This is a genomic window from Magnetospirillum sp. ME-1 (assembly GCF_002105535.1).
In the GTDB taxonomy this organism is placed as follows: Bacteria; Pseudomonadota; Alphaproteobacteria; order Rhodospirillales; family Magnetospirillaceae; genus Phaeospirillum.
Map to the genome: position 1 here is coordinate 2,336,647 of NZ_CP015848.1, position 20,427 is coordinate 2,357,073.

The window sequence follows — 20,427 nt, forward strand, 5'->3', positions numbered from 1 at the left end:
TCAATGGTTTGCCGCCCATCCGCGCCCATGCAGGCGGACATCGCTGGGTCGGAACCGCCAAAGCGCATTGACGGGGCAGACGATCGCAGACTCATTCCCCGTCGAGGACGAACGTGATCGTATGGCCGCCCCAGGACAGCTTGCGGCGCACCGGCCTCATCGTCGCCACGACGAAGCCGAGCGGCACCTGATCCGTCTCGCGCGCGAAATACTTCTTCTCCCAGTAGTTCATTCCCACCCCGATGCCCAGCCTCTCCATGGCCTCCCTCGTCAGGGAGACGAGATCATCGGGCGGTATGATCCTCTTCGTCACGGGGCCGATGCAGGTCTTGGTGTATATGCCCTGGCCCAGGCGGATCAGCAGGCCGTCGTGAACCAGCCTCTGGATGCCTCGCCCGACCCGGGCATAGCTCCCGAGGTCGGCGAAATCCCTCCGCAACACGATGGTCCATGGAATACCCGGAAGCCGTTCCGCCATACGGACGGCAAGAAGCGGGAATGGAATGGGCGGTGCAATCGGGCTCGGGCGTTCCTCCATGGTCCCAAGATACGATCGGCGGTAGCCCAACCACAACGTTGATCCTCTTGACTCCTCCGGCCGCTCCGGAGAACGGTGCGCGCCTTGGTCCGACCAGGACGGCATCCCCCGCAGGGGCCGGCAGGCGGTGCAGGATCCTTAGGCGGCCTACTCCGCCGCCGCTGCACCTCCCTCAACTTGGAACCGACGGGCACACCCGTAAATGCGACCGAGATCGAGGTGCCCGATGTGCTCGCACCCGCCTCGTCCGGAATGAGCAGCCTTTCGCCTCGAGTTCCAGGACGCGACCAGGCGGAGATGCGCCCGCCACGCCTGGTCCGCGCGGCTTCCTTCGTCTCCGTAATAGCGCCCCGCGAAGATGCAATTGACGACCTCGATGACCTCGCCGACGGCGAATCCGGCACGAGCCAGGGCTTCGACATTGCCCCGCCGCTCTTCCTCGGCAGCCGCACCGGCAAGCTCGCTCTCCGCCTTCGCCTTTGATTCGCGATCGGCCTTGTCCGCGAGGAAGGCCCTCCAGCCGTCGCTGGTCCAGCACGCCTGGCCGATGACCCGGCCGACGGAGAACGCGCCGGCGAACGGCCCCTCCTGGAAATCGGTGGCATCGATCTCGATCCTGCGCTCGGCTTCGAGCCAGCGCGCGGACCGCACGCGGGGATCCTCGGCGAGGACGGCGAGGACCTGCTGCGCGTCGGCGCCGGTGATCTCGGCTGCCGGCTTGTTGCCGATCGGGAGGAGGGCGGTGTAGGCGGCGATGCGTCCGGACATGCTGATCCTCCTGAAATCCCCCGGCCATCCCGGAGGGCGGTGCGTGCCTTGGTTCGACCACGCCGGCGTCCCCGTGGGGCCGGCAGGTACGCAGCAACGATCAAGCGCCTCCCAGATCCAGGCTGCTACGGGCCGCCTGGTTCGCGCGCAGCGCCGCCTCGATTCCCTCGCGCTCTCGCCCGCTGGTCCCGACGATGCGGGCTTCCAGCCGGGCTTCCTCGGCATTGAGCCCGTTGAGCCGCGTGGCGGCCGACGCGGCCTTCGCCCTGGCGCGCGCATCCGTCCAGTCGCCGGTCCGCGCGTCGAGGACTGGGCCAGCCTCGCCGTCGAGGATCCGCGCCGGAGCTGCCAGGAGGATCGTCTTCGGTCCGTTCGCCACGGGAATGAAGGCCCAGTCGGAAGAGGCCAGGGCGCGGGCGGTTCCGAAGCGCAGCTCCACCACCTCGCCGGCCTGTATACGCCGCATCAGCTCGCCGCCGGCCGCCCGGTCCGCCCAGAGGGCGCCATCGAGGATGATGGTGGCCTGCTCCGCCAGGCGCTTGACCATGGAGATCGTTGTTCCGAGCGCATCAGCCGCCTTGGCCACGTCGAACTCGATGCGGGCGCCGAGCGCCAGGTCAAGGAGCTGCAGGACGCGATCGCTGACTTTCCGGTGCGCGGCGTTGCTCTCCGGGCGCACCCAGGCATGGACGGTCGCAGGAGGTGCCTGGACCATCGCGGCGACGTCCCTTTCGGAAAGGCCGTCCCGTTCCATGATGGCGATGAGGCGTTCGCGGTTCGTGGGCATCGTGCGTCATCCTTCTGCGAGGCGCCCCGAAGGGATTTCAAGCCCCGGACTATTCCGGGCGGTGGCGATGGGGCCACGACGCCCCGGGCCCTTGCGGCCCCGCCAGGGTTTCAGGCGCTCTCGAAATCGTCGAGCGTGGTGTCGTCGGTCGTGAGGAGACCGGTCCAATTCGACAGCGGGCACCCCGTATCGTCCGTCGCGTCCTTCCCGATGGCTTCCATCCTGTATTCGGCGCCATCACGATTCAGCTCTTCAAGAGCGGCCTCCGCCACGGCCTCACTGGTGGTCCATCCGTAGTGCGTTTCCCGGTTCCATGCGGTGTAGCGGTAGAACATGGCTTGGCCCTCCTGTTGGCTCCCGAACTTTCGGAGCGGTGGCGGGCGCGGTCTCGAACCGCCGAGGCCCCGCCAAACGTCATCAAAGTGTGTCGTCGAGCTCGATGAAGGGGGCTGCCTGCAATGTCTCCGCCACGAGAATGCAGGCGTCGATTTCGTTCCGCTTGAATCCTCTGCTCGTCCTGCACAGGCGAACGTATTGGGAGACCGGGTTTTGCCCGGAAATTCGGACAAGTCCAACATCGGCGATCGCAGCCATTCCCTCGCGCTTGGGCTCCTTCCCGCTCGCGACAAGGGCCATCTGGGCGCGGAACGCCGTGGCCGCCTTTTTGGCGTTCATGCGACCCTTCTCCAGCAGCTCGATCGCCGCCAGCACGTTTTCCATCGTCGCCTTGTCTTTCATGTCGGACATTTCCGCCTCCTCTTCTCCGCTGGCGTTCGCGTTTCGTTCGCCTAAGGTTGATATGGATACATCGTATCCATTCGTCAAGGGCCGGTGGCTGGAAAACGGCGGTTTTCTGCGTCTTTCGTCAGAAAAAATAGGTTCATCGCCGAATTCCGGGATGAGGGGTTAGGGAGAGGCGGACAACGGCGCCCTCTGACAGACTGGTAGTCGCCAAACACACCGACTATCAGGGAGCTACCGTTGTCCAAGGAGGATGCTACGGCATGGCTCGGTGGCTGGGAAGGCTACCGGGTGGCAAAGGTCGAGCGGGTTTCGGGGCACAAGCCGGCGATTTGGATCACGCTGGCCGGCCAGCCCGGTCGGGCGATGATCTGCGAGGGATGCGGGCAGACAGTTGAGGGTGTCCATGAGAGCACCGTCCGGGCGGTGCGCGATCTGCCGATCCTTGATGCCGAGACCTGGCTGCTGGTGCCGCGTTGCCGGCTGGCCTGCCCTCGCTGCGGTCCCCGGCTGGAACGGCTGGCCTGGCTGGGACGCTACGCGCGGGTGACGGCGCGACTGGCCGAGAGCGTGGCGAAGCTGTGCCACGTCCTGCCGGTCAAGCAGGTGGCCGGCTTCTTCGGCCTGGCGTGGTCGACGGTCAAGGCTATCGACAAGAAGTATCTGGCCCAGACGCTGGGGCCGGTCGACCTGGCCGGTATCCGCGAGATCGCCATGGACGAATTCGCCATCCAGAAGGGACATCGCTACGCCACCGTGGTGGTCGAGCCACACACCAAGCGGGTGTTGTGGGTCGGGCGCGGGCGCTCGCGCGACAGCGTCCGCCCGTTCTTCGAATTGCTCGGCAAGGAGGGCTGCGCGGCGCTCACGGCGGTCGCCATGGACATGCATGCCGCCTTCGAACAGGAAGTCCGCCACCACTGTCCCCAGGCCGCCATCGTCTACGATCTTTTCCACGTCGTCGCCAAGTATGGCCGCGAGGTCATCGATCGCGTCCGCGTCGACGAGGCCAACCGCCTGCATCACGACAAGAAGGCCCGCAAGGTGGTCAAGACTGCCCGCTGGCTGCTATTGCGCAATCGCGACAACATCCCCAGGGATGAGGACAAGGTCAGGCTCGACGAACTGCTGGCCGCCAATGCCGCGCTGATGACCACCTATGTGCTGAAGGACGACCTCAAGGAACTCTGGCGTTTTACCGATCCAAAGGCGGCCATGGAGGCTTGGCAAGCCTGGAAGGAGAGAGCCCTCGCCAGTGCTGTCAAGCCGCTCATCCTCTTCGCCAAACGCCTCGAACCCTATCTCGAAGGCATCCTCGCCCACTGCCAATGGCCGCTCCACACCAGCCTGCTGGAGGGCATCAACAACAAGATCAAGGTCATCAAGCGGATGGCCTATGGCTTCCGCGATGACGACTACTTCTTCCTCAAGGTCAGGGCCGCTTTCCCCGGAATTCGGCGATGAACCAAAAAATAGCCGTCGCCAATTGTAATTGCCGGCCGAAACGCCCTGGCTTTGCCGCAACCGCCGCCTCTGGTAGGATCGCCTCCCCCTGAGAGTACGAAGAGCGACGGAATGGGCACGGACATCCACTGGGCGATCGAGCGGCGCGATACGGAAGGACGCTGGTGGCTCGTCGCGTGCGAGGACCGGAGCTGGGCCTTGGGATCAGCGCGGAATGTACCGCACGATGACCCGAGCCGCGCAACCGAAAGGGAAATCGACTTCAGGGACTACGATCTCTTCCCCGCTCTCTCCGGCGTCATGGGAGCCGTTGAATCTCCGCTTGCGATCCCCGACGTGCCGAAGGATGCCGCGAAAACCACCATCGCCCTCGCAGAAGCCCCCGAGACCCATTCCGCCGGATGGGTCGATGGGCATGGACTTGACTCTGTCGCGGGATTTCCATCCCTGGACATGAAGGAGGGGTCCGAGGAACAAGCGCGCCAGCATGCCCTTGAGCAATGGTGCGGCAGCGTCCTCCACTTCCTCCATGAAGGGCATGCGGATGAGATCCTGCCTCCGCACCGCAATGACAGGCATCGGCTCTGCTACCCCGATGATTGGTCGGATCTCGGCGATGGAGCCACTGAGACAAACCATGAGAAGCTCGAACGCATCAAGGCCTCCAAGAAACTCATCGACTGGCGAGCCGACCCATCGGCTGTCCGGATCGTCGTCTGGTACGACCGCTAGCCGGATCAGCACCATGTAATCCCCAGGATGCGCAGCACGGGGGCGGATATGGAGGACATCGCAAGGGCCTGTTCGGATCCGGCGACGCCGGCCGAGGAGCTGGAGCGCCTGCTCGACGCCTGGCCGCAGCCCGAAGACGCGCCAGCCGATCTGCTGCGCCGGGCGGCCGAGACGCCCGACCCGTTCGCGCTGCTCTCCCTGGTGTCCCACCCCAACCTCCCGCTGGTCCGTCTCGCGGAAGCCGCCGATCTGGCCGTGCGCTGGCATGACGACGAAGGCCGCTACGGACCCCACCTGACGACGAAGGATCTCCCCCTCGATCGGCTGGCCATCCTGGCGATCGACGGCTCTTCCGCGGTCCAGCACGCCATCGCGCTCCGCATCCTCTCCGGCCCTGGAGGCGTGGCCCCTCTGCTGATGGCCATCCTGGCCGAGGCCGAGCGACGCGACGCACCCGTCATCCTCGCCAGCGCCGAGAACGAGCCATTCGGCATCGCCGACGCGCTGTTCATCGGCGTGGAAATCATGGCCGCCGGGGAAGGACCGAACGCGCCAAGCTCCTCCGAGCGTCTGGATCTCCTGTCGCGGCTGGAAGCCGTCGGCATCCGCGGGCCGGCCTGATCCTCGCGATTTGCGCCGCCGGATGGATCGGGGTAGGCTGCCGATCCGAAAGCCGCAGGGAGCATCGACGCGGCACGCAATGGAGGAAGCCGCTTGCCGAACCACGTCACCACCCGCGTCGTCCTCCATGGAGAGCCCGAACAGATCGCCGCCTTCCTCCAAGCGCACATCCGGGAGGACCAGGAAGGAAAGCGGTTCCTCGACTTCGACACGGTGATCCCCATGCCGGACGCAATCAGGGCGACCGAAGCGACCCCCGAGGCCCAGCTCGGATTCGTCGCGGCCATGAGGGACGCAGAAGCGGCCGCGCGATATCTCGAATATCCCTGGGTCATGAAGGAGGGGATCGGCACCCCCGAGCAGCTCTTCGATTGGGTCGAACGGAACCGGCCGGAGGATTTCGCGAAAGGCATCGTCTCGAAGCAGGCTCTCGCTGAGACAGGACATGCCAATTGGATGGAATGGACCAATGAGTCCTGGGGAACCAAGTGGAGTTCCTACGACTACAGCGAAACCGATCCTGCTGAGGCTGGCCCGCGATTCGAGTTCCGGTTCAACACGGCTTGGTACTTCCCCATACCTATCTTCGAAAAGCTGGCGGACCGCTGGCCGAAGATCGCGTTCGAGATCGACTGCTACGACGAGGGCGATACGTTCGAAGGGACCGGCTGGTTCAACGGAAGCGCCGACGATCCGCCCTTCGCGCTCTACGACGCAGGCACGAACGAGGGCGTCCAGCGTCGCGTTTACGGCGACGAAGTCCTGGAGAACGAGCGGGATGAGCATGGATAGGAAGCATGCCGCCGCGCTGCATACCGCGATTCGGGCGAAGGATCCGGAAGCCGTCGCGCGGCTCCTGAAGGATGGAGTGCCGCCGGATGCTTGGGACATCCGAAGCGGCGACAATCTACCCATCCACGTCGCGGCCTCCATCGGCGGCGATACCGGCATCCGCATCCTCGAAGCGCTGATCGACGCCGGAGCCGACATCGACGCGCTCAACGAGGAAGCCCTCACTCCCCTCCACATCGCCGTCCAGAGGAACCGGAAGGACGACTGGGCCTCGGCCCGGCTCCTGGTCCGCCGGGGCGCCCAGGCCGGTCTCGTGGAGAAGGGATGCGCCTGCCATCCCCTCAATGCGCCGGAGCATGCCCTCACCGAGGGGCATGGAACGGCGGTGCTGGCCATGCTCCAGGAAGGACTGGACCCCCGCATCCATGGCGCTTCCGGCTCCCTTCTCTGGTACGCCGCCTACGACGATCCGAAGATCGTGGCGACCCTGCTCGCCCAGGGAGTCCATCCCGCGGAAGGAATGGAGATCCAGCGGCTGCCAACGCGCCGCCGCCAGGCGCAAGGCATGGGCCTCGTGGAGCCCCGGGCCGAATCCCCGCTGGCGCGGGCGGCCGAGCAGCTCGAAGCCGTCGGAACGGATCTGATCGCCATCCATCCGGCCTATCATTGCTTCCGCCTCCTCGTGGAGGCCGGCGCCGATCCCGACGCGGCCGAGGGCCCGGACGGCACGACCGCCTGGGAGAGGCTGGGCGCGGCAGCGCCGAAGATCCGGGATCTGCTGCGGACCAGGAAAAGCCCCATCGCGTCATATCGGCACAGCCCGCTCGAAGAGAGGGCATTGCTCCTCCGATCCGACGCCAACGCTTCTCGGGAGAGCATCGCCGCCCACCTGGCGGAATGGGAAGCCGCCCTGGAAGGCGAAGCGCCGCTTCCCTGGCCGATGGCCGCCATCCTGCGCTCAGAAGCCCTTCCCGACGACCTCCTCCCATCCGCCGCGAACCTCGCCATCCGCGCCCTCGCGCAGCGCCATCCCCAGTACGACGGCGCCATGGGAACCGACGCGATCCTTCTGATGATTCCGCCGGAACGCTGGCCCGTCATCGCCTGCGCCGGAAGCGCCGCCTTCCGCGACGCGATCTCCGCGCGCCTCGATGCCGACCTCAAGGAAGCGCTTTTCCTGTGGACGAACGCCGCCTCGACGAAGGGGCTGGAGGAGGAGCAGGCCAAACGGCAGAAAAGCCATCTGCATCGGCTCATGGAGACGTCCCGCGCCATCCTGCGGGCAGCCGGCAGCCGCAAGGCCGAAACCGGAGAGCAGCCGATCCGGGTTGGACTGGCCGCAGCCCTCTCCGCCATCGCCAGGGAATGGCTCGCCCGGGCCGACCTCACCGCTGGGGAAGAGCTGGAGGTACTATCCGACTTCGACCTTGCCGGGATTCCCGCGCCGAAATCAGGACGGAGCGCCTGATCCGCACCATGTCGCATGGAGCGCAAAGGAGCCTCCATGCCATCCCTGCCATCCATCCGCTTCCTCGCCGCGGCCCGCCGCCTGGCCACCCTGGTGCCCATGGGCGATGACGACGCGGTGGCCTTCGGCCTTCCGGACATTCCCGGCGCCGCAGCCGTGCTGCGCTACCACACCCATCGCTTCGACGGCGCATGGAGCTCCTTCGCGGCCGACCTGATGTCCGAGGAAGCCCCCGGAGACTCCAGCCCGCCCTTCATGGCGATCGCGCCGGACAGGATCGCCGGCAAAATGGTCGCCGCTACGGTCGAGGAATTCGGCGAGGGCACCAGCAGGATCCACGCCCGCTGGCGCGAAGCGATCGGAAGGGATCTGAATGCAGGCGCCGTGCGTCCGCTGGGAGATCACATTCCCGTCGAGAATCTGGCCCGAGTGCCTTCCGATATCCTGATCGAGCTTCCCGACCCTTTGATCCTGCGCATCCTCTGGGAGCCGAAGGAAGCCAGCGCCCACGAGAGGCTGGAGTTCGAGATGGCCCTGCGTGCCGTTCTGGACGGCATCCGGTAGCCCGCCTGCACGGCATCAATGCCGGCGATCAGGCGAGGGAGCCTTCCTGGGGGAACAGGCACCGCCGCAGCGCCGGAGACAGCAGGGCATCGGCCCCGGTGGTGGCCAGCCCATGCAGCAGGCCCTCCAGCCGCCATTCCTCCTCGGACATGCCGGCCGATGCGGCCTCCGATCGGTCCAGCTCGCGGGCGACCGCCCCGAACACCAGCTCCATGATGCAGTGCGCCCGGTCCTCGTCCATCGACGCCCAAAGGCGCTCGATCTCCTCCCCGTCCAGGCGGACAGGCTTCAGCGTCTCCACGAAGGCCGGGCCCTCGTCGGGGAAGATGCGCGCATCCTCGAAGCGCAGGCGGAAGCCGGTATGCCATTCGAAGGCGTCCTCCGCCAGGCGGAGGAGGGAGTCGATGCCGCAATCCGGGCCGTATCCCGGCAGGATCACGGGCTCGCGGATGGCCCGCAGCGATTCCCCGAAGCGTCCAAGCAGATGGACCGCTCCCTTCGCCCAAGCCAGCTCCTCGATGCGCCGCTCCGCGACGTTCCAGACCAGGACGCGATGCGAGCTGCCGGACTGGTGCGCACGGAGAAGAACCAGCCCGTGGCGCGTCGGGAAGCCGCACCGCTCGGATCCGTCCGCCCATGGCGCGATGGAGAGGAAGCCGCACCGGTCCTCCATGCGATCGTAGACCTCGAACCGATCGGAACGCAGCTCGACGCCGGCATCCTCCAGGGCCTCGGCCACGGCCCGGAACTCGAAGAGCCGCATCTCCGGCAGCAGCCCATGTCCGGCCACGGGAAGCGCAGGCGCGCCGCCGAGCGCATGGAGGACGCCCGAGCGGAGATCGAAGGCATGGGAGAACCACGGGGACAGAGCGGCCAGAACAGCATCCGCCGCCGCGCCGTCGTCGATGGTCCAGGTCTTGGCGTAGCCGTTGTATCGGCCGCCGAGGGACTTCACCGCCTCCCGGATCGCGGCAAGACGATCGGGGTCCGCTCCGCCTCCCCAGCGCAGCACCAGGGTGCGGGGCTTTCCTTTCGCTCCGCCCTCCGCGAGCAGCAGCAGGGAGCCCGGATCCACGGACCCGCTGGACGCTTCCGAAAGCAGCTCGGCCCCCACGGCGAGGACCGAACCCGGCCTGCGGGAGAAGGCCGCCGCATCGAACCGCCACCGCCAATCATCGAGTCCGTCGCATTCGCCCAACCGGATGATCGCCATGGCCGCCTCCTGTCCCGTCATGATCGATCTGGAGCAGAAGGGGCCTGAAGTCGAGGGGGCGGGATTCCTTCGGAAATGCTTCAGGAAAAAGCGAAGAATGCGCCTGCGAGGGGTTGATGCTAGGGCGAATCGCCCTACCTTCTTAATAGGCAATCACGCCGCAGGAGGACGACATGGCGACCACACGGCTCCGCACCCTCGAACCGCATGCGCTCGCGCCGATCGCGAGCCGCGAGATCAGCCTGAGCGCGCTGGACCGTCGGCGCGCCACCGCATTCCGCGTCCCCCTTCCAGCCGCGACCGGTCGCGCCCTGCGGCGCGGCGACATCGACGAGGCGCTGGACCTGGCGAAGGATCTCGTCTCCGAGCCTTGGCTGGAAAGAGGGTACTGGCGCTGCGAGGAGAAGCAGGAGGAGCTTGGATGGGTGGTGGAGACCATTTCCGCCAGCTCCGCCACGGCCCGGGAAGTCGTCGGGATGAAGCGCGCCCTCCATGCGGCCAAGATGCTCATCGGCGAAGCCGGCATCCCCGCCTTCCTCTTCGTCGCCGAGAGGATGAGGGATCGCAGCGACCTCACATCCATCCCATCCGTCCGCCTCAGCACCGCGTTGAGGAAGCTCGGATGGAGCATCGCACCCTGAGGAGGACCGCCATGGAACACGACGAATTCAACACCGCAGCCCGCATCCTCTACCCTGGCGCAGCCACCGCGCGGGGACAGGAGATGACCACCGCCAGCCTGGCCGACGGCCTCGGGGTCGAAGGCCGCAAGATGCGCAAATGGAAGGGCGGGCAGAACTCCGCGCCCGCCATCGTCTCCGACGTCATCCTCGCGGCCGCGACGGTCGCCGACGATCTCGCGCTGGCCGACCAGCCCCGTGGAACCCGGATCGTCTGGCGCATGGCGGATGTCATCCGCGACAAGGGAGCGCGCATCCGCGACCTGGAAGCCCGCATCGCCGAGCTCGAAGCCCGGTCCCCGGGCTGAAGCCGCCTTCCGGGGGCCGCCCTTGCCAGTCGCTACGACCGCTGGGAGGAGCGAGCGCCGGCCTTTGCTGCGGCCTGCAGCTCGGCCTTCGTCTCCTCGACCAGCAGGTCGAAATCGAGCCTCTCCTGGGCGTTGTACCGCGAGATCCGCGCATCCAGCCATTCGCGGATGGTCTCCGCCCGCTCCTCCTGCCTATCGCCGCAAGGCGGTTCCCTGAGCGATTCCGCGGCGAACAGCCTGGCGATGGCCTTGAACGGGGCATGGCGGTTCGTGGCGATGAAATACCGAACGTAATCCTCCACGTCCGTCGCCAAAGCGAGGAACACCTGTTCCGGCAAATCTTCCTGTTGAGCAAGGGCAGCTCTCACGCCGAGGGCTTCATCGCCGGCCAGAGCGATGATCATGCGCTCCGGCAATAGGCGTCCTCTCCGTGAGATCGCTGCCCTGGCGCATTCGTCGATGCTGGCGGCCAATATCTCCAGGATCCTCTCGGACAGCGGCTGCTTGCTGGCCGCGAGCGACTCATGGAGACGCGGATGCTCCGCAATCGCTTCGATGAGAGGCTCCGGCAGCATCTGTTCTCGATCGATTGCCCAATGCGCGCCATAGGTCGAATAGAAGAACGGAGGCGAGTGGTCGTCGATTTCCATATATCTCTGATTGAAGATCAGAGACGAGAGGACGTCGATTTCCAGGTCCTCCTTTCGCTGGGCGACGACCCAGCGCACCTCATCTTCCGTGTCCGCCGCCAACAATCGGATGATGTGCTTGGGCAGCATGACATGGGCGGCGACCATCTTCCGAACATCCACCCGCTCGTGGGCTGAAAGGATGGCAAGCGCCGACTCCGGCAGGCTTTCGTATTCCAGCAGGCGCTTGCAAACATCCGCATCGGCATTCGCGGCGAGCGAGGCAAGGACGGGTTCAGCCAATGGAAACCCCTCGGAGCCCCTGCCTGCAACGGTACAGCGGACATAGCTGCTCCTATCGGAGGACAGGGCAAGAAGGATTCGGTCCGGCACCTCCAGCTTCCTGCCGGCGATGCCGGTTCGCACGTCGATGTCCGCATCGCTCGCCAGGGCGCTCATGATCGATTCCGGCATCGGCATCGGGCGCCATGCGACCGAACGGCGAACCGCACCTGCGTCATCGGCAGCAAGCGAAGACAGGACATCATCAGGCAGATCCTGCCTGCGAATGGCGACGGCACTGCGAACCGATTGCTTCGCATCGGCAGCCATCGCGCGGATGGCGCGCTCAGTCAAAGGCTGCTCGCGCGCGGCGATGGCCAGGCGAACGGTCACGTCCGTGTCGAGGGCCAAGGCGTCGATGATCCGATCCGGAAGCGGTCGGCTGCGCCGAGCGACGAGGATGCGCTTGCGCGCACTGCCTGACGCGACGGCCGCGAGTTCATCGCCATCCAGCGCCTCGATGTCCGCAAGAGCGGAGACCCGTTTCCCTGTTCCGGATTTTCCCGCTGGATTCACGCCGCACCCTCCCGCCGATTTCCTCGCGCATATTGCCGCCGAGCGGCATGGCTGTCCATGCCGCACGGCACCGCAGGATCCGGCGCCGTTTCCGTTTCCGCCCCAGATAGGCTCCGATCGCGATGCGTGCAGGCGAGCATCGCACGGAGACAGGAGGAGGCCATGAAGCATCGGGCATTCGCCCTCGACGAAGCCGCCGAAGCAGGCTGGAACCATTCCCTCGCCCCTGCGGAGGCCTGGGAACCGCCTGAAGAGGCCGACGCGGCCTTCCCCTCGGTTCCATCCCTCAGGGCCCTGCTCGCCGCCGTACGGGCGGGAGCGCCGCTCCGCCGCTCGCCGTGGCATGGCGAGGACCACTGGATGCGGGTGGCGGCCGCCGGACTGGCCATCCGGGATCTGCTGCGTCCGGAAGCGGACGGGGTGGTGCTGGTGCTGTTCGGGCTCCTGCACGACGCCTCACGCCTGGCGGAGAGCGGCGACATCGGGCACGGGCCCCGGGCCGCGCTGGCGGCAGGGCGGCTCAACGCCGCCGGGCTGATCGTCCTGGATGGAGATCGCCTCGATGCTCTCCGCCGCGCCTGCCGCGGGCATACCATGGGAAGGACGTCGGAAGACCCGATCATCGGGACCTGCTGGGACGCCGATCGCTGCGATCTGCGCCGGGGAGGCCTGCGCCGGGACCCCTCCCTCCTCTCCATTCCCGAGGAAAAGCTCGGCGCCGTCGATGCGATGACCGACGGCGCTCCGAAATCATGGACCGGGCTGCTCCGCTGGGCTCAGCGCCCCATGCCCTTGTCCGGCGTGGTTCTCGGACGGACAGGCTGGCCGTAGAACATCGCCGCTTCCCGGCGGATGGAGAGCACGCCGTTGACCAGCGTGGCGCCGGACTCCCGCAGGCCGGGAACCTGGATGCCTTCCATCGGCTTCCTGCCGCTCACGGCGAAATGCTCGGCCTCGTAGGCCTTCCGTCCTTCCGGATCGAGGGCCGCCACCCTCCGCTTGACGAGCGCCGCGACATCCAGATCCGCCATCATGCGCGGGCGCGCCGCGATCCTGGCCAGTCCCTTCGGACCCATCGCCGGGTTCGACAGCGCCAGGCGGCGGAGCGACGAATGATCCAAGGCGATGGAGCTGAGGAGGTCGGGCGGCACCCGGGGGTCCGTGCAGAGGCGGAAGCGGACGTTCCTGCCGGCATCGCCGGGAAGGGACGCCAGCCTCTCGTATTCCTTGGGCGAAAGTCCGGGCGTCTCCAGCTTCAGCTCGGCCTCATGGGCGACATGGCAGTCGAGCATGCGGGCGATATCCAGCCGCCGCTTCAGGAGAGGAACGTCGCCGGACACCTTCACGGATCCGTCCTTGAAGTCCAGCCAGGATGGGCGGAAGTCGTCCAGGCCGCCCGAGCGGTAGCCCTCGTCCCGGCAGAAGTCGTGGAAGCGCCGCAGGGCCCGGATGACATCCTGCTCGGGGAAATCCCCCAGGCTCTTCAGCGGCTTTCCGTCCGCGATCTCGGCGCGCTCGCGCGGCGTTCCGACGCAATCGATGATCTGGCGGACCGCTTCGTGGTAATCGGTTGGCGCAGCCATGGAAACCTCCTCCTGTCGGGCGACGAGGAGAAGGTGTGGCCGGATGCCGTTTCCGGGACTCAGGCGGCGGGAAGCCTCTCCATCGCCTCCATCTCCTTGCGCCAGCGGATCGGCTGCGCCCCCTGCCGCTCGGCATCGAGCTCCATGAGCCATTCCGGACGCGTGTAGCGCAGGATCCAGCGGGCCTCGGAATCGTCCGCGACGAGGCCGGCGACGAGGCCGCGCTCGGAACTGCGCCCGCCCGCCTCCTTCTCGCGATGCAGGACGGCATCCCAGCGCTCCAGCCACAGCTCGGCCCGCCTCACCGGATGCGGCTCCCGCATCGCCTTCCAGGTCAGGACATTCTCGGGGAGCGACATGACGCCGAGCCCCCTGTCGTCGTCGAACGGGTAGAGCACGAGCAGCCCCCGGCATTCCGCCTCCCAGCAGAACGCGACCATGGCGGCGACCTCCGCCTCCGTCGGCCCCTCGAACCGGAGGACGGCGGGAAGCATGACCGCCTCGACCCGCTCGCGGAGCGCGATCGCCCGCGCTGCCGCCCTACCCGCCTCGGCCGCCGCCGCCGCGTCGCCCGAAGCCGCCACCTTCGCCGCGGCCTCCAGCCGGAACGCGTACATCCCCGGCTCGGCGCCGAGCACCGGCTCGATGCCATCCGGCAGGAATCCCCCGCCCCCGATCGACATGTCCTCGACGATGACCTTCATCCCATCCCCCTCCGCTGCCGCGCCCCCCGGCGCATGGAAATCACATGGGAGCTTCCGGCTCTCCGCCAAGCCCTTCCTCGGAATCGGCTTCCTCTCCGTCCAGGACGAGCCGCGCCCTCGCCGCGAAGGCGATGGGAAGCGCCTTCCCCAGGAAGGCTTCGAGGGGCATGGGACGGGCGGGAAGGACCGTGAGCAGTTCGTCCTTGGCCTGGTCCATGACGCCGGTCCATACCATCGCATCCGTGCCGAGGAGCCGGAACATCGCGCAGGCCGCATCGTAGCCGCAGGCGAAGGCATGCTCGGGTGCCTGCTCCGTCTCGGCGCGATGCCCCGCGAGGATGGCGAGGCCCGTCAGCAGCACCGTCCAGACGGGGCCGCAGGGCATGTCCGCCTCGATGCCCAGATCCTCGACGAGGGCGCAGGCCGTCCGCCGCAGCAGGACATCGAGGAACTCCTCCTCGGATCCCGGCGAGAGGAGCAGCCTGCCCAGCTCGTCATCCTCGACGATCAGCGGATGGGCATCCGCATGCAGGCCACCGAGATGCGCATTCGAGACGGACACCTGCGCCGCGCGATCGTCGGCGTCGATGGCCTCCGGCGCCCAGGAGCGCAGAAGGGGCGCGGGATGGAACCCGCCAAGCAAGGCGGAAAGGAACTGGCTCCCCGCCCGAAGCACCCTGATCTCCGTTTCACCCGCCATCACCCGCCTCCTCTGCGGACCATTCCGCCGAGGAAGGAGATGGGGCCGGGCGACACCGGAATCGGAAGAGGAGGAAAACGGCGGAAAGCCCGGAAAATCGCTGCGATGGGGGTGGACAATAGGCACAATGTGCCTACATCAGGATCATGGGCATCCCGCCCCGGCCGGAGACGCGACATGAAGGATCTGCTTCACCTCCTCGAAGGAATCCCCACGGTGCTTCGCCACAGCTCGAAGACGTCCTACGAGATCCTCGTCCTGCATCTCGAGGCCTACCGCGAACCCAGGCTCATGGTCATGACCGGGCCGCTGGTCCTCGACGAGGACGACCACAACAAGGTCCGCCGCCGCTACGAGCTCGCCTCGGCCCGCTACGAGACCATCGAGATCAACATCGAGGCCCTCCGCGAGGAGATGTCCGAGGATGGCTTCATGACGGAGCATGTCCTTCCGCTCCTTCCGGGATGGAGGACCTACGAGACCACCTACAGCCGCGCCGCCGGCACCGTCATCGTCCGGGCGGGAACGAACGAGATGGGGGTCGGCCACCACGCCATTCGCCTCGATTCCTGCGTCAGGGCCTACAACGGACCTCCGGCGCCCTGGGCCGACCGCCGCCGCGTCGCCGCGTGATGGAGGCCGCCATGCGCCCCGACGACCTCTCCCGCGTCGCCCGCGCCATCTACGGGGACAGATGGCAGCGGGATCTCGCCCGGGGCCTCCGCATCGCCGAGCGGACCGTCCGCTACTGGGCCGCAGGCGAAAGGGAGGTTCCAGATCACTACGCGGACCTGCTGCTGGCCATCGAGCCGCTGGCCGACCACCTCGCCATGCGGGAGCAGCCGAAGGGAGCCAGCCTCATCGGACGCCTCGTCGAGGTCGCGACCGCACGCGCCTGATGCGTCCCGTCCTGGACAACCGGCCCGCGAGGCAGCATCCTCCGGCAAGGAAGAAGGGAATCCGCCCAAGCGGGGGCGAGGACCGAACGCCCCCGATGGGCGGAAGGATTGACGATGCACATCACCGACAAGCCGTTCCACTCGCGGCTCTCCACCCTCATCACCCTATCCGTCGATGAGGAGGGCCGCTGCGCGATCACGACGCCGGGAGAACCGGCCGGACCGGGCGTGCTCGCCTATCCCCTCTTCCAGAGCGAGGACGGACACCACCGGGCGATCACCATCATCGCCCTCGAGAACGCCGATCTCGCCGCCGCCATGCACGGCTCGATGCCGGGCTCCGTCCTGCGCTCAGTCCGGGACGAGGGCGGCGTCCTCTGGATCGTCGCCCTGGCCGAGGACAACGAATTCGACGAGCTGTGCGTCCATCACGGCATCGAGCCGGGAACCGGCAAAGTCCAGCCGATCCTCCTCGCGCTGAGGGACGATCTCTCGCCCGTCATCCGGATGTAGCGGATGACCCCGAAGGAGATGGAGGCCGAAACGGCCGCCGTCGCCGCGCGGCTGCTCGCCGAGGCCTCGGCCGCCGTCCGGAACAGCCCCGAACAGGCCCTGGATCTCGCCCGCCGGGCCGTGGCCACGCTCGAGACCTCCTGCATCGTCGCGCGCCTGGCAGGCAGGCAAGGGGGCTGAAGCGCCACGGGCGCCGGATCGCTCCGACGCCCGGCCGCCATGACCGAGAGGATCAGCGGCCAGCGGCGACGCGCGCCAGCTCGCGATCGGTTCCGAGAATATGCTCGGCCAACCAATCCTTGAGGAAGACGAGGACCGACATCGACAGCGTCGCCGAGCCGGAGACCAGCCGCGTGCGGAAATCCCCCACCTTCGCCACGAACTCGGCGTGCGCCGCCCGATGCTCGGCGGAGAAGGCGTAGCCCGGAAGGGTGCGCATCAGCTCCTCCTCGCGCCCGAAATGCTCGACGGTGTAGGCCACCAGGCCGTCGACCACCTCGCGGGCCCGCGCCGGGCCGGATCCGTCCTGCATGGCGCGATAGAGGTCATTGACCATGGCCACCAGGCGCTCGTGGTCATGATCGATCATGGCGTTGCCGACCTTCAGCGCATCCGACCAGGGAAGGAAATCCCCAGAGGATGCGGCATCGGAGATGGCCAGCGCCCCGATGTCCGAGAGGTGCCGATCGATGCCGGCCTTCAGGATCTCCGAACGGGAGCGCAGGGACACCGCCGCCGAATGCACCTGCCGGGATTCAGCATCGGTGCGCTTCGCCGCATCCAGCACATCCTCGGACGACGAGGACACCTCCGACGCCGCAGCCGCCACCGAGGCGGCGCCCCGGGCGATCTCGCCGGCGGCCGCCGACTGCTGCTCCACGGCCGAGGAGATCGTCCCCGAGATGCCGTGCAGCTCGCCCACCACGGAACCGATGGCCCCCAGCGCCGCGACGGCATCCTCCGTGAAGCCCCGGATGCTCTCGACCCGCTGCTCGATCTCTCCAGTCGCCCTCTGCGTTTCCGCGGCGAGCTGCTTCACCTCGCCGGCGACCACCGCGAAGCCCCTTCCCGCTTCGCCGGCCCGCGCCGCCTCGATCGTGGCGTTGAGCGCCAGCATGCGGGTCTGCGATGAAATGGTGCGGATGAGATCCACGACGGAGCCGATCTCGGACGCGCTGGCGGCCAGCGACCGCACCAGCCCATCGGTGCGCGCCGTCTCCGACGAAGCCGTCTCCGCCACGGAGGCCGAAAGGGCCACCTGGCGGGCGATCTCCTCGATGGAGGCCGTCAGCTCCTCGGCGGCCGCCGCGACCGTCTGGGCCGACCCCAAGGCCGTCGCCGCCGCTTCGGAAGCAACCGACGCCTGCGCCGCCGAGCGCTCGGAGGCCGAGGACAGGCCCTGCGCCGCGCCTTCGAGCTGGACGATGGACGCCTGCACATCGGCCATGGACGCCGAGGACTGGCCATCGAACTCAACGGTCAGGGCCTCGACCTTGCGGGCCCGCTCCACGCGGGCACGGCTCTCCTCCTGCGCCTTCGCATCGGAGGCGCGCCGTTCGATGCGTCCGCGCCGCCACGCCTCGACCGAACGGGCGATGGCCCCGATCTCGTCGCCTCGGCCCGCATCCGTGATCTCGATCCCGTCGATGTTCCCTTCGGCCATGCGGCCAAGAGCGCCGACCACCCGATCCAGCGGACGGACGATGCCGCGCACGTTCAGCCAGGCCATGCCCAGCGCCAGGGCGACCGCCGGGAAGGTGAGCGCCGCGATGAGCAGGCCGATCCACAGCGCCCTCCGGTCGATGTCATCGACGAAGGAGCCGGTGGCCACGATGAAGGGGGTTCCGGGCACAGCCAGCGCATAGGACAGCTTCGGCCTGTCGCCATCGGCTCCCCTCGCCCAGCGATACCGCACGAAGCCGCCTTCCGGCGAGCCGGCCGCCTCCGCGAGACCAGCGACGATGCGCACCCCGTCCGGATCCTTCAGGTCCGAGAGGTCCTTCCCGACGAGGGAGGCGATCGGATGCGCCCGCATGACGCCCGAGCGGTCGAGCACGAAGACGTATTCCTCATGCCCGCCATCGTCGAAGCGCATCCGGCCGACCGAAGCGACGGCGGAAAGCGCCTTCTCCCCGTCCGCCCCATCACCCGCCGAAGCCTCGATGATCGACGCCCCCGCTTGGGCGAGCCTGCGCAGATCCTCCTGGCGATCCGTCGTCGCCGTGTGCCAAACGAGCGCAAGGCCGACCAGTCCGCCGACGATCGGGATGAAGGCGGCGAAGACCGCCTGCAGCATGAGCTTCGTGCGGATGCGGATGTCGTCGATCGACCTCATGGCCCGTTCCCCTTTCCTCTTCCGGATGGGGTGGAAGATGGGGCCGGGCGATCCCACGAACGCCGCTGCGACGGCGACGCGCTCATCTCCTGCGGGAGCGCGCCGCCGGCGCAGCAGCCCAGCCACCATCCATCCAGGAGCAAGACCATGGCCAAGCTCATCTTCAAGGTCGCCGACGTCCTCCCCCTCATCGCCCATTCCAAGGCCTCCCCCTCCCACAGCAAGGGCTGGGGCGACGACACGCCGACCCCCGGCCTGTTCCTTGTCCACGACCAGGGCATCTACCTCATGAGCAACGGCAATCCGCGGCAGATGGCCGACGGCTCGATCGGCGGCGAAGGCGTCGAGGGTCGCTCCAAGGTCGCCTACGCCGAAGGCTGCGACCCCGACAAGGATGCGGAATGGTGGGACAACGCCCGGGATCTCGTCGGCGGCGACGACTTCGCCGAGACCCTGCCGCTGGCGATGTTCGCCGGTCTCGAGGACTGCCCGGAAGCGACCTTCTGCCTGAAATTCACCGAGAGGGACATCCGCATCGAGATCGCGGCCCCGAAGAGGACCGTCGCGCGCGCCGACATCGCCGCCAAGCTCGAGAAGGCCTACGCCGAAGGCAAGATCCTGTTCCTCGAAACGCCCCGGTCGAAGAAGATCATGGTGGTCTCGACGAAGGAAGGAGCGGCTCCCCTTCCCCTGGACATCCGGCTCGCCCAGCTCCGCATCAGGTATCCCAAGGCCGTGGCGCTGAATACGCTGGACCTCGGCAAGGCCTGCGGGATCTACGCGAAGGCCATCGGCGTCGTCCTCGAGGACTGATCGGCCCGGCGGGAGGCGAAGCCAATCGCCTCCCCCACCGGCCCCGCGTCCTCTTGATCCTTCGGGAGGACGCGCCGCCGGCGCGGGCCACCCCATTCCCGAACAGGAGGCCCGCATGTCCGCCAACGAATCCATCGCCCTCGCCCGCCTCGCAGCCGACCTCATGGCGATCCGCAGCGTCCTCCGGGACATCGACAGATACGGCGAGAACAACTTCGCCTGGCTGCAGGAAGCCCAATGGACACCCTCCTTCGACGGATGGATCGCCGCGCTCGGCTCGGTGCGCGCCAATCCTTCTGTCGAAGCGATCCCCGGGCTCGACGACGCGTTCGAGCGTCTCATCTCCGGGATGACCGCCGCCCGCACGGGAAAGGGCACCTTCCGCCCGCAGGCCGAACGCATCCGCAAGGCCTTCCTCGATGCGGACAGGCGCGTCGGAGGCTCCATCCGCGAGATCGTCAAGCCGCTCGGCGCCCGGGCCTATGCCGGATGGTCCGAGCTCGAATACTGGTTCTGCTCGGGAAGGAACGCATCAACGGGGCGCGACGAAGCGGCAGCGGAAATCCTCGCCCGCGCCGTTCCTCTCCGCAAGGATCCGAAGGCCGTCCGCAACCGCCTGACGCTCGCGCTGGCGGCCCTGCTGCCGGGATCCTCTTCCCACGAGCAGCTCGACGCCGCCATGGCGCTCGACGCCGTGCTTTCCGCTGCCTGAGCGGG

26 protein-coding genes are annotated in these 20,427 nt (G+C 67.6%); 15 read left to right on the plus strand and 11 right to left on the minus strand.

All coding sequences use genetic code 11. The features are described 5' to 3' along the window. Window positions 1-91: 91 nt before the first annotated feature. The 5 genes from WV31_RS10900 to WV31_RS10920 all read right to left on the minus strand — a co-directional run bounded on the left by WV31_RS10900 (window position 92) and on the right by WV31_RS10920 (window position 2,840). The gene (locus tag WV31_RS10900) at window positions 92-538 is read right to left on the minus strand and encodes a hypothetical protein (protein WP_145980838.1); all 447 of its coding nucleotides are present in this window, start codon (window positions 536-538) and stop codon (window positions 92-94) included. A 147-nt stretch (window positions 539-685) separates the two neighbouring features. Further along, entirely contained in the window at window positions 686-1,306 is a 621-nt protein-coding gene (locus tag WV31_RS10905) for a hypothetical protein (RefSeq protein ID WP_085373604.1), read from the minus strand. A 100-nt stretch (window positions 1,307-1,406) separates the two neighbouring features. Further along, window positions 1,407-2,093: a hypothetical protein gene (locus WV31_RS10910; protein ID WP_085373605.1), complete on the minus strand. Its 687-nt coding sequence runs from the start codon at window positions 2,091-2,093 to the stop codon at window positions 1,407-1,409. 110 nt (window positions 2,094-2,203) lie between these two features. Further along, window positions 2,204-2,428, minus strand: coding sequence for a hypothetical protein (locus tag WV31_RS10915; protein WP_068438420.1), 225 nt, complete (start codon window positions 2,426-2,428; stop codon window positions 2,204-2,206). 82 nt (window positions 2,429-2,510) lie between these two features. Beyond that, a complete protein-coding gene (locus WV31_RS10920; protein WP_068438416.1) occupies window positions 2,511-2,840 on the minus strand; it encodes a hypothetical protein in 330 nt (109 codons plus the stop codon). 234 nt (window positions 2,841-3,074) lie between these two features. Between WV31_RS10920 and WV31_RS10925 the strand changes: the two genes are divergently transcribed. The 6 genes from WV31_RS10925 (at window position 3,075) to WV31_RS10945 (ending at window position 8,475) form a co-directional block, all read left to right on the plus strand. Then, window positions 3,075-4,298, plus strand: a complete 1,224-nt coding sequence (locus WV31_RS10925) for an ISL3 family transposase (protein WP_085373606.1) — start codon at window positions 3,075-3,077, stop codon at window positions 4,296-4,298. Window positions 4,299-4,409: 111 nt separating this feature from the next. Next, on the plus strand, window positions 4,410-5,030 hold the full coding sequence (locus WV31_RS10930) for a hypothetical protein (protein ID WP_085373607.1): 621 nt from the start codon (window positions 4,410-4,412) through the stop codon (window positions 5,028-5,030). 48 nt (window positions 5,031-5,078) lie between these two features. Continuing rightward, window positions 5,079-5,651, plus strand: a complete 573-nt coding sequence (locus WV31_RS10935) for a hypothetical protein (protein ID WP_085373608.1) — start codon at window positions 5,079-5,081, stop codon at window positions 5,649-5,651. Window positions 5,652-5,744: 93 nt separating this feature from the next. After that, window positions 5,745-6,443 carry a hypothetical protein gene (locus WV31_RS22105; protein WP_168185917.1) on the plus strand — a complete coding sequence of 233 codons (699 nt, stop codon included), beginning with the start codon at window positions 5,745-5,747 and terminating at the stop codon, window positions 6,441-6,443. Then, complete coding sequence (locus WV31_RS10940; RefSeq protein WP_168185918.1) at window positions 6,430-7,911, plus strand: ankyrin repeat domain-containing protein; 1,482 nt, start codon at window positions 6,430-6,432, stop codon at window positions 7,909-7,911. The genes WV31_RS22105 and WV31_RS10940 overlap by 14 nt, the downstream gene beginning before the upstream one ends. A gap of 36 nt (window positions 7,912-7,947) precedes the next feature. After that, the gene (locus WV31_RS10945) at window positions 7,948-8,475 is read left to right on the plus strand and encodes a hypothetical protein (protein WP_145980839.1); all 528 of its coding nucleotides are present in this window, start codon (window positions 7,948-7,950) and stop codon (window positions 8,473-8,475) included. 28 nt (window positions 8,476-8,503) lie between these two features. On the opposite strand, the gene WV31_RS10950 is transcribed toward WV31_RS10945, so the two are convergent. Further along, window positions 8,504-9,688: a hypothetical protein gene (locus WV31_RS10950; RefSeq protein WP_085373611.1), complete on the minus strand. Its 1,185-nt coding sequence runs from the start codon at window positions 9,686-9,688 to the stop codon at window positions 8,504-8,506. Between the two features lie 173 nt (window positions 9,689-9,861). Here WV31_RS10950 and WV31_RS10955 point away from each other — a divergent pair, with 173 nt between their 5' ends. Further along, window positions 9,862-10,329, plus strand: coding sequence for a hypothetical protein (locus WV31_RS10955; protein ID WP_085373612.1), 468 nt, complete (start codon window positions 9,862-9,864; stop codon window positions 10,327-10,329). Between the two features lie 11 nt (window positions 10,330-10,340). Beyond that, window positions 10,341-10,676 carry a hypothetical protein gene (locus WV31_RS10960; protein WP_068438392.1) on the plus strand — a complete coding sequence of 112 codons (336 nt, stop codon included), beginning with the start codon at window positions 10,341-10,343 and terminating at the stop codon, window positions 10,674-10,676. Between the two features lie 32 nt (window positions 10,677-10,708). On the opposite strand, the gene WV31_RS10965 is transcribed toward WV31_RS10960, so the two are convergent. Next, window positions 10,709-12,163: a hypothetical protein gene (locus tag WV31_RS10965; protein ID WP_085373613.1), complete on the minus strand. Its 1,455-nt coding sequence runs from the start codon at window positions 12,161-12,163 to the stop codon at window positions 10,709-10,711. A gap of 162 nt (window positions 12,164-12,325) precedes the next feature. Between WV31_RS10965 and WV31_RS10970 the strand changes: the two genes are divergently transcribed. Continuing rightward, window positions 12,326-12,994 (plus strand): hypothetical protein, encoded by a 669-nt coding sequence (locus WV31_RS10970; protein WP_085373614.1) that lies wholly within the window; start codon window positions 12,326-12,328, stop codon window positions 12,992-12,994. Here WV31_RS10970 and WV31_RS10975 read toward each other — a convergent pair. The 3 genes from WV31_RS10975 to WV31_RS10985 are packed head-to-tail and all read right to left on the minus strand — an operon-like array spanning window position 12,940 to window position 15,150. Beyond that, window positions 12,940-13,746: a hypothetical protein gene (locus WV31_RS10975; protein WP_085373615.1), complete on the minus strand. Its 807-nt coding sequence runs from the start codon at window positions 13,744-13,746 to the stop codon at window positions 12,940-12,942. The genes WV31_RS10970 and WV31_RS10975 overlap by 55 nt on opposite strands. Window positions 13,747-13,805: 59 nt before the next feature. Continuing rightward, complete coding sequence (locus tag WV31_RS10980) at window positions 13,806-14,450, minus strand: hypothetical protein (protein WP_085373616.1); 645 nt, start codon at window positions 14,448-14,450, stop codon at window positions 13,806-13,808. A 40-nt stretch (window positions 14,451-14,490) separates the two neighbouring features. Further along, a complete protein-coding gene (locus WV31_RS10985; RefSeq protein WP_085373617.1) occupies window positions 14,491-15,150 on the minus strand; it encodes a hypothetical protein in 660 nt (219 codons plus the stop codon). Window positions 15,151-15,327: 177 nt separating this feature from the next. Here WV31_RS10985 and WV31_RS10990 point away from each other — a divergent pair, with 177 nt between their 5' ends. The 4 genes from WV31_RS10990 (at window position 15,328) to WV31_RS22110 (ending at window position 16,742) form a co-directional block, all read left to right on the plus strand. Further along, on the plus strand, window positions 15,328-15,783 hold the full coding sequence (locus WV31_RS10990) for a hypothetical protein (protein ID WP_085373618.1): 456 nt from the start codon (window positions 15,328-15,330) through the stop codon (window positions 15,781-15,783). A gap of 11 nt (window positions 15,784-15,794) precedes the next feature. Then, window positions 15,795-16,049: a hypothetical protein gene (locus tag WV31_RS10995; protein ID WP_068438371.1), complete on the plus strand. Its 255-nt coding sequence runs from the start codon at window positions 15,795-15,797 to the stop codon at window positions 16,047-16,049. 114 nt (window positions 16,050-16,163) lie between these two features. After that, window positions 16,164-16,562: a hypothetical protein gene (locus WV31_RS11000; protein WP_068438368.1), complete on the plus strand. Its 399-nt coding sequence runs from the start codon at window positions 16,164-16,166 to the stop codon at window positions 16,560-16,562. Window positions 16,563-16,565: 3 nt separating this feature from the next. Beyond that, a complete protein-coding gene (locus tag WV31_RS22110) occupies window positions 16,566-16,742 on the plus strand; it encodes a hypothetical protein (protein WP_168185919.1) in 177 nt (58 codons plus the stop codon). Between the two features lie 52 nt (window positions 16,743-16,794). Here WV31_RS22110 and WV31_RS11005 read toward each other — a convergent pair whose 3' ends face one another. Beyond that, window positions 16,795-18,729, minus strand: coding sequence for a bacteriohemerythrin (locus tag WV31_RS11005; RefSeq protein WP_237051591.1), 1,935 nt, complete (start codon window positions 18,727-18,729; stop codon window positions 16,795-16,797). Between WV31_RS11005 and WV31_RS22455 the strand changes: the two genes are divergently transcribed. Both WV31_RS22455 and WV31_RS11015 read left to right on the plus strand, forming a co-directional pair. Further along, window positions 18,634-19,710 carry a DUF3085 domain-containing protein gene (locus tag WV31_RS22455; protein ID WP_237051261.1) on the plus strand — a complete coding sequence of 359 codons (1,077 nt, stop codon included), beginning with the start codon at window positions 18,634-18,636 and terminating at the stop codon, window positions 19,708-19,710. The genes WV31_RS11005 and WV31_RS22455 overlap by 96 nt on opposite strands. Window positions 19,711-19,825: 115 nt before the next feature. Then, window positions 19,826-20,422: a hypothetical protein gene (locus WV31_RS11015; RefSeq protein ID WP_085373621.1), complete on the plus strand. Its 597-nt coding sequence runs from the start codon at window positions 19,826-19,828 to the stop codon at window positions 20,420-20,422. Window positions 20,423-20,427 lie beyond the last annotated feature (5 nt).

Excerpts from the sequence above, each read along its gene's own strand:
- WV31_RS10945 (WP_145980839.1), top strand. The coding sequence starts at position 7,948 with ATGCCATCCCTGCCATCCATCCGCTTCCTCGCCGCGGCCCGCCGCCTG.
- WV31_RS10910 (WP_085373605.1), bottom strand. The coding sequence starts at position 2,093 with ATGCCCACGAACCGCGAACGCCTCATCGCCATCATGGAACGGGACGGC.
- WV31_RS22110 (WP_168185919.1), top strand. The coding sequence starts at position 16,566 with ATGACCCCGAAGGAGATGGAGGCCGAAACGGCCGCCGTCGCCGCGCGG.
- WV31_RS10915 (WP_068438420.1), bottom strand. The coding sequence starts at position 2,428 with ATGTTCTACCGCTACACCGCATGGAACCGGGAAACGCACTACGGATGG.
- WV31_RS10995 (WP_068438371.1), top strand. The coding sequence starts at position 15,795 with ATGCGCCCCGACGACCTCTCCCGCGTCGCCCGCGCCATCTACGGGGAC.
- WV31_RS10955 (WP_085373612.1), top strand. The coding sequence starts at position 9,862 with ATGGCGACCACACGGCTCCGCACCCTCGAACCGCATGCGCTCGCGCCG.
- WV31_RS11015 (WP_085373621.1), top strand. The coding sequence starts at position 19,826 with ATGTCCGCCAACGAATCCATCGCCCTCGCCCGCCTCGCAGCCGACCTC.
- WV31_RS10905 (WP_085373604.1), bottom strand. The coding sequence starts at position 1,306 with ATGTCCGGACGCATCGCCGCCTACACCGCCCTCCTCCCGATCGGCAAC.
- WV31_RS10950 (WP_085373611.1), bottom strand. The coding sequence starts at position 9,688 with ATGGCGATCATCCGGTTGGGCGAATGCGACGGACTCGATGATTGGCGG.
- WV31_RS10930 (WP_085373607.1), top strand. The coding sequence starts at position 4,410 with ATGGGCACGGACATCCACTGGGCGATCGAGCGGCGCGATACGGAAGGA.
- WV31_RS10935 (WP_085373608.1), top strand. The coding sequence starts at position 5,079 with ATGGAGGACATCGCAAGGGCCTGTTCGGATCCGGCGACGCCGGCCGAG.
- WV31_RS10985 (WP_085373617.1), bottom strand. The coding sequence starts at position 15,150 with ATGGCGGGTGAAACGGAGATCAGGGTGCTTCGGGCGGGGAGCCAGTTC.
- WV31_RS22455 (WP_237051261.1), top strand. The coding sequence starts at position 18,634 with ATGCCCGCCATCGTCGAAGCGCATCCGGCCGACCGAAGCGACGGCGGA.
- WV31_RS10970 (WP_085373614.1), top strand. The coding sequence starts at position 12,326 with ATGAAGCATCGGGCATTCGCCCTCGACGAAGCCGCCGAAGCAGGCTGG.
- WV31_RS10920 (WP_068438416.1), bottom strand. The coding sequence starts at position 2,840 with ATGTCCGACATGAAAGACAAGGCGACGATGGAAAACGTGCTGGCGGCG.
- WV31_RS10940 (WP_168185918.1), top strand. The coding sequence starts at position 6,430 with ATGAGCATGGATAGGAAGCATGCCGCCGCGCTGCATACCGCGATTCGG.
- WV31_RS10960 (WP_068438392.1), top strand. The coding sequence starts at position 10,341 with ATGGAACACGACGAATTCAACACCGCAGCCCGCATCCTCTACCCTGGC.
- WV31_RS11000 (WP_068438368.1), top strand. The coding sequence starts at position 16,164 with ATGCACATCACCGACAAGCCGTTCCACTCGCGGCTCTCCACCCTCATC.
- WV31_RS10990 (WP_085373618.1), top strand. The coding sequence starts at position 15,328 with ATGAAGGATCTGCTTCACCTCCTCGAAGGAATCCCCACGGTGCTTCGC.
- WV31_RS10975 (WP_085373615.1), bottom strand. The coding sequence starts at position 13,746 with ATGGCTGCGCCAACCGATTACCACGAAGCGGTCCGCCAGATCATCGAT.
- WV31_RS10980 (WP_085373616.1), bottom strand. The coding sequence starts at position 14,450 with ATGAAGGTCATCGTCGAGGACATGTCGATCGGGGGCGGGGGATTCCTG.
- WV31_RS10900 (WP_145980838.1), bottom strand. The coding sequence starts at position 538 with ATGGAGGAACGCCCGAGCCCGATTGCACCGCCCATTCCATTCCCGCTT.